The 7,873-nt window shown below is 66.5% G+C and carries 1 protein-coding gene; it reads right to left on the bottom strand.

Translation table 11 applies throughout. The features are described from left to right. Positions 1–7,873, bottom strand: a 7,873-nt coding sequence (locus NM961_RS23585) for a putative Ig domain-containing protein (RefSeq protein ID WP_255916884.1), incomplete at both ends; no start/stop codon positions are given.

The raw sequence follows: 7,873 nt of genomic DNA, 5'->3' as shown, positions 1-7,873 counted from the left end.
GGTGTACTCGATGCGCTTGTCGTTCGCATCGACGCTGGCGACCAGACGGCCGTCCGCGTCGTATTCGTAGCGCGCGACGCGCGTGTTGCGCGGATCGTGGATGGTTTCCAGGTAGTGCGGCCAACGCGGGCTGGCGAGGTAGCCGTAGCGGCTGGCATCGCCCAGCGGATCGGCCGCCGTCAGCAGATCGCCGGCGGGCGAATACGTATACGTGCGCGCCTCGCCGTCGGGCTGGGTGATGCGCACGATGCGATCCTGGGCGTCGCGCTCGAAACCGATGCGGCGGCCGCTGGAATGGATGATGCCGTCGCGGCTGTACGTAATCGTGTTACCGGCCTGGTCGGTGATGGTGCGGATACCGAACTGCTGGTCGATGACGTAGACCATGCCCTCTTCGGTGGTCAGCTCATACAGGGCCGGATCCAACGGCTGGTCCAGTGCATCCAGATCGACCAGATTGCTGGACTCGCCCTGCTCCACCACGCGCACGGTGCCGTAGCTCAACTGTTTGAGTTCGCTGTGGGTATCGCCCACCGGCGAGAACTTCAGCTCGCCGTAGACCGTCGGCGTGTACTGCTGGCACTCGGGCTCGAAGCGCGCCTTGAACTTCTCCACTTTGCCATCGGGCAGCGTGACGGTGACCAGCGGATCCGACAGCGGCCGCACGCACCAGGGGGCCAGCCCGCCGGATTGCTGTGCCAGAAGCCAGCTGTAGCCGAGCTTGCGGTTCTCGCGCAGACGCACGTTCTGGTAGTCGATGCTCCAGCCGTAGCCGAAGTCCAGGTCCTCGTGCGCGCGGCGCGTGTCGTAGGTGCGCGTGACGCGGATCGGAATGCCGTTGAGCGGAATCTCCAGTTCCAGGAAGGTGACAGAGTAGTGGCCGACCTTCATATCGCCTTCGACACTGACCGCCACCGAATCGGTGGTGACCCGGCCGCTGGTGTCGGTGCCTTCCAGCACCAGGATATGGATGCCGTTCATCAGCAAGGTCGGATCCAGCGTCGCGAACGCGGCGTTGCTGAAGGTGTTGGTGCCCGTGGCGAGGATGCGGTGCTGGTCCGCGCCGGCGCTGTCCTTGAGCGCGAGGCGCCAGCGTGCGAGCTGGGCGTCGTTGACCGTGCCCACGATCGCCGTCGGCTTGGTGATGACGCTGTCATTGCTCGGCGTGTGCAGCTGCACCAGCGGCGGATCCATGTCGGTCGCGTCACCGGCGTAGAACGTGACGGAGGACTGTGCGCTCTGGCAGCCGTCGGCCACGTTGAACACGACGGTGTAGGCACCGGCAGCCGGCGGCGTGAAGCTCGCCTTGCCCTGCGCATCCAGCGCGAGCGGTGCGCCGTTGACGGTCGCGGTCAGCATGTAGGAGCCTGCGGCGTACTGGACCACGGCTTCCAGCGCAATCGGCTGGTTCGGCGCGGCGTAGGTCGGCGATGCCAGGCCATCCACGCGCAGCGCACGGTCGGCACCCGCCACGTCGATATCCCAGGTCTGGTTGGCGAAAGCCGTGCTGCCGGGATTGTGGACATGAACCGTGACGCGGCGGATGCCGGCCTGGTCCGCCGCCGGCGTCCACTGCACCAGACCGGTGGCGCCGTTGACCGTCATGCCGGCGGGCGCTCCCGCGAACAGTTCATAGGTCATGACCTGACCGCCGGCATTGGCCGCTTCGGCGTCATACGTATAGAGACAGCCAGCCTTGGCCGTGGTCGGCGGACTGGTGGAGAACACCGGGATCGAGGTCGCCGGCGTCTGCACGGTGACGCTGAACGCCTGCGCCGTGGTGTTGTTGGCCGAATCCGTCACACGCACGGTCGCGCTCTGCGTACCGGCCGTAGCGGGTGTCCAGCTGATCACGCCGGTCTGGGCATCGATGCTCATGCCGGCAGCGGCGGGGTTGAGCGCATAAGTCAGCGCATCGCCGTCAGGATCGCTCGCTGCAACCGCATAGTTCCAGGCCTGCCCCACTACCGCGTACTTAGGTGCCGTGGAAGTGATCTGCGGCGGCCGGTTGGGATTGGCCACGACGGTCGTAGTCAGCATCACAATGTCGTGGACGCCACTAGGGAAACGGACGTTGGCGTAGAAATAGCGATAGCCGGCCTGAGCTGCCGTCGGTGTCCAGGTCAGCACGCCGGTCCAGGGATCGATGCGAGCACCTTCCGGCGCACCGGTCAGGAAGAAATACGGCGAGCCGTCCAGATCGATCTGGTCCGCCAGCAGTTGCAGCGTGATCGTATGGCCGGAATAGACATTGGCCGGCAGATTGCCGTTGATATTCAGATCCAGGCTGCGTTGCCTGACTTCGACACTATGCAGCAGACGATCCACCCGGCTGTTGCCATCGCTCAGGACGATGTCGATGACGTGGGCAGCGACACGGTTGTTGTAGGGCAGGAAGTCGCTGCCGTTTTCATTGGCGGCAGCATCGACATAGGCGAATATCCAACCCTGCAGATCATCCATGCGCACGTCGTCGAACACGGCAGCGGCACGCTCGCCCGAGCGCAGCGGCGCGATGGTCTTGTGCGTGAGTTCATGACCGCCGTTGCCGCGCTCCCCGGCGTACAGGCGCACCGTGACAGGTTGCTGCAGACCGCGCAGACCGCGGTTGCGCACGTTCACCTCGTAGCGCTTGTGGGCGGCATCGCCGCCAGCACGCTGGCGCAGGTCGCCGATCCACAGATCGTAGCGCAGGTCGTCCGGCGTACGCGGCGGAATATCCACATCGAAGCTGCCCGCATGGCGCGCCACACCGTCGCGGTAGCTGCGCCGGCCCGCGCGGTCCGCCGGCCACACTCCGTGTACGGGCCGGGCCAGCGCGTTGTCGGCACCGGCAACGAACCACTCGGCATTGCCGTCGCCGTCGCTGTCTACCAGCGCACCGGGGCCGCGTTGCTCGGTCAAACCCAGCTTGAGCTGCGACCAGCTCCAATCCGTCTGCACATCGCGGATAAATCTGTCGCCGGACGAATCCACGGGTCCCAACGACTCCACTGCGCCATCGCCGTTGGCGTCGAACAGCAGCGGCAGGTTGGCCGACGACAGCGGTTCCAGCGCGCTGCGTACGCTGCCGTCCAGCGACCAGGCCTTGCGTTCCAGCGGCAGGTAGATGTCGGCCGTGCCGTCGCGGTCGATATCGAAAATTGCCGGCGGACCACCGGCGGAAACCAGCGGAATGGGATTACCCAGGCGCGTGCCGTCATGGTTGAAGCGTTCCAGCCGGCGCTCGTTGCTGGCCGTGTAAAGCACGCTCGCAATCACTTCCTTGTCGCCGTCGCCATCGAAATCAAAGGCAGCGAACTCGGCCACGGCCGGACTGGACGGACTCAGCGCCGGAACTGTCCAGGCCAGGCTGCCGTTGGCCCGGCGCACCTCGTTGTAGAACAGCACTTCGCGCACGCCATCGCCGTCAATGTCGATCAGCAACGGAGAGACATATGCCGTGTTGACGTAGCCGCTGCTTGGTCCCATGTTCCAGCGGCTGACGCCATTGGCGCCGTACAGCCGTCCGGCGGCGAAGATTTCCGGCGTGCCATCGCCGTCGAGATCGGCGGCTTCGATACTGGTGAACAACGGGTAGAACGAGTTCGTGCCGAAGACCGGGTCCGTGTTCCAGATGCGCTGGTTGGCACCGTTGATGGCGACGAGCTTGCTCGCGGAGTTGCAATAGAGCAGCTCGTGACGGCCATCGCCGTCGAGGTCGACGAAGGCCGGCACGATATTGGCGTAGGCCTGCGGCGTACCCGACCATGGCAGGGCTTCGCCGGTATCGACGAAGCGCGCGACCAGGCGGGAGCCGGCCACGGCGGCCGCTACCAGACGGTCGGAGGCATTCACCACTCCGTCATTGTTGGTATCCAGCGGACGGCCGAACACCGGCACGAGCATGCCGCTGCCGCTGTTGCGCCATACCGGCGCCAGCACGAGATCCGGCGCAGTGGAGCGGTTGTCACGGGTGCCCTGATGCAAGGCGTCGTTGTAGCGCAGCGCCGGCGATAGCACGGCGTCGTGGCTCCACTTGAGGCTGCCCTGGCGGTCAAACAATTCCGCGGTCATGGCCAACGGTGCCTGCAGCAGATCGACACGCAGCAGCGCAGCAACTCCGCCCAGGGCGCGCAACCCGGAGGTATACGGAAATCCTTCGGTGGCCGATTGGTTGTCAGAGACACTGCCATCCGGATTCACTTTGCTGACAACACTTAACTGCGCGGTGAAATGCACTTGCAGCGTGAAGCGTTGTTCCGCATGCAAGCCCTGCGGATCGACCGCGCGCAGCGTGAAGTCCTGCAACAACGGTTCGCGATTGGCCGGCACGGGCGGAGTCCAGGCCAGCACGCCGGTCTGCGCGTCGATCTGCGCGCCTGAGGGACCGCTGACCAACACATAGTTCAGCACGTCGCCGTTGGGATCCACGGCGTCGAGGTCGTAATGGAACGCCGCATCGCGCAATTCCAGCGCGGGCAGCGACGTGATGATGGGCGCGCGATTGACGCCGTCGGTCGGTGCCAGCCATTCCACCTGGGCCTGGATCTGGGCGAAGCCGGACTCGAACACCAGCGGCGTGATCTCGGCGAAAGGATGCTCGAAGCAGTATTCGCCGCGGCCGGTGCCGTCGAGATAGCCTGATTCTGCGCGCGCCAGCCGGCCGTCCACACGCACGCCGAAGCGCGCATAAGGAATGCGTTTGTTCTGTTCGTCCCGGGCGACGACGGCGAAGCAGGCGCTGTCGCCGACGGTGCGCGTCTGCGCCAGTGGCGTGACCTCCAGCCGCTGCACGCGGTCCTGATTGCCGATCAGCAGACCGCCGGTATAGCCGTAGGATTCATACGGACCGTAGCCATAGACGATCAGACCGAACGGCGCCGCCGCGGTCAGGCGGTGACGGCCCGGTGCCAGGCGCAGATTGCCGTGAACACTGCTGGTGCCGGGAATCGGCTGCCAGGTCACGCCGCTGACGGCAGCGCCATCCAGACGCAGGCTGGCCACGGCAGATTCGGGAATGGTCAGCCCGGCATAGTGCAGCAGCAGCGCCGGCACCTGTGGCGTAGTAAAGAGATAGTCCGACAGCTCGGTGCCCACGGGCGGCAGGCCGATCGCAAACGGATCGAGCAGATTGCCGTCAGGATCGTTTTCGTGCGGCGGCACATCGGGCGGCACGTCGCGCGCGCCCGAATCCAGGGTTTCGCCGGCAGCCAGCAGCCAAGCCTGTACCGGCTTGGTGGCGTAGATCGCGACGGGGCCGTCGAGCAGACGCTCGGCAACATCACCGCGGCGCAGCACGGCGACCAGCTGGGTGCCTGCGTAGACGGCGGTATCGTCCTCGGTTGCAACGAAGCGATACACGTTGCCGACGCTGCGCGTGGCCAGGCGGCCAGCGAGAAAGCGCTGGCCCAGGTTGCGGTCCGGCAGCAATTGCTCGAACAGATGATCGCAGGCCTTGGCCTCGACCGGAACGTTCGCGCAAATTCCGCCGCCGAACACGGCGACTTGCCTGGAGCTGATCACACGTGCGCCGCTGTAAGGTTCGCCTCCCTGACCTTCCCAGCTGTACAGCTGATACGCCTGGCCGCGCTGCAAGGTCACCGACCACGAATTCCTGACCACGCCGCCGGGACCCAACACCGCCTTGCCCGGCGGTGGCGTGAAGCTCACGGTGGTGTTGTCATGGATCGCCACCACCGAGATCTGGCCGCCCGCCAAGGTGTAGCGCGGATAGTCGATAGCGGTGTATTGCAGCCCCAGCACATCGACGGGATAAATCACGGCCGCATCCGTGGATTGCAGCAGCCGGTTCAGCGCAACTACCGTCACAGGCTCATCAGATACGACGTGCACGCCAAGGTTGCGCGCCACCGCTGGCTGGCTGTTCATCACCTGCCAGGGCAGCTGGATCTCGGCGACACCGCCGGCGGTGATGGTGAAATCCTGACGGAAATTCAACCCGGGGATTTCCACGAAACCTTGCGCACCGTTCAGCGCAGCCACCGTGACCCAATGGCTGCGGGCCGGGAAGTGCGGCGGTGTACATGCGAGCAGATCGTTGCTGTCGCAGCTGTTGAGGCTATGGGTGAACCAGAACTCCCTCCCCACATGACTGTGCCCCACCAGATCCGCATTCACGATCACACGGAATACCTGATCGTCGCTGGCACCGTGGGCGTCCTGCACCTGCACGGTCACATCGGCGGCGGCGAGCTGGTCGTCGGTGGGCAGCCAGTCGATGACGCCGGTCGTGGCGTTGATGCTCATGCCGGCCGGGAAATCGACCAGGCGATAGGTCAGCGCATCGTTGTCGGGATCGGTCGCGTTGACGTCGTAGCGGTACGCGGTGCCGGCGACGCCGGCGACCACCGGCGTGCTGGTGATGCGCGGCGGACGGTTGACCGCGATCACGGTCACGCTGAAGTCCTGCACCGCACTGCCGCCGCGGCCGTCGCTGACGCGCAGGCTGACAGCGTGGGTGCCGACCTGCTCATCGCCGGGAATCCAGTCGAGGCGGCCGCTGGCCGCGTCGACGGTCATGCCGGCGGGCGCTTCGTCCAGGTCGTAGGCGAGCACGTCGCCGTCGGGATCGCTGGCCTGGGCGTCGTAGCGCCAGGCTTCGCCGCGCGTGGCCTGCGTGGGTGCGGTCGAGGTGAAGGCGGGCGGACGGTTGGCCGCGCCGACGTCGATGCTGAAGCTCTGTTCGTCGCTGCCGCCGTGGCCGTCGCTGACCAGGATGGTGACGCTGTGCGGGCCGGCCTGGTTGGCGGCGGGCGTCCAGCTGATTGCGCCGGTCGCGGTGTCGATGGACATGCCGCTGGGCGGATTGCTCAGCGTATAGGTCAGCGTGTCGTTGTCGGCGTCGGTGGCGTCGACGTCGTAGCTGTAGGGCGTGCCGACGCTGGCCGTGGTGATCGCGGTCGAGGTGATCTCCGGCGCGTGATTCGCGTTGCTGACGGTCAGGGTGAAGTCCTGCGCACCGGTGCCGCCATGGCCGTCGCTGACGCGCACGGCGAAGGTGTGGCTGCCGACCTGCTGCGTGGTCGGGGTCCAGCGGATCACGCCGGTGCCGGAATCTATGCTGGCGCCGGACGGCGGATCGATCAGCGCGTAGGTCAGCGTGTCGTTGTCGGGATCGGTCGCTTCCACGTCGTAGCGGTAGGCGCTGCCGGCGGTCGCGGTCGTGATCGCGGTGGACGTGACGGTCGGCGCGCGATTTGCCGCCGTGACGGTGATCGACACCGTGGCCGGCGTGGAATCGAGCAGGCTGTCGTTGGCGACGTAGGCGAAGCTGTCGCTGCCGCTGAAGGCCGATGCCGGCGTATAGGTCAGCGCCGGCGGCGTGCCGCTCAGGCTGCCGTGCTGCGGCGGCGTGGTGACGCGGAAGCTCAGCGGGTCATTGTCGGCATCGCTGCCGCTCAGGGTGACGGCGGCACTGCCGCCCTGCTCCAGCGACAGCGATTGGGCATCGGCGACCGGCGCGCGGTTGTAGCGCGTGTTGGTATCGCTGGCGCTGACCGGATCGGAGACGGCGGCATCGGCCGTCGCGGTATTGGTCAGCGTGGCCGCGGTCAGCGTGGCGGCGTAAGAAACCGGAATCGTGAGCTGCAGGCGGTTGGCCAGGCCGGCCGGCACGGTCGCACCGCTGAGCGAAACGCTGCTGGCGCCGCCGGCGCCGCTCAGCGTGCCGCAACTGGCGCTGCCTTGCGCGGTGCACGTCGCCGCGGCCGACAGCGTGGCGCCTGTGGGCAGCGTGTCCGTCAGCGTCACGCCGGTGGCCGTCGACGGGCCGGCATTGCTGAGGATCAGTGTGTAGGTGCCGCCGCCGCCCGGCGCATAGATCGTGCTGCCGTCGTCCTTGCTCAGGCTCAGCGGGGCTTCGCAATGAATG

Source organism: Tahibacter harae (assembly GCF_024437735.1).
In the GTDB taxonomy this organism is placed as follows: Bacteria; Pseudomonadota; Gammaproteobacteria; order Xanthomonadales; family Rhodanobacteraceae; genus Tahibacter; species Tahibacter harae.
The sequence above is the reverse complement of the archived record's forward strand: the minus strand, read 5'-3'. Positions and strand labels throughout refer to the sequence as shown.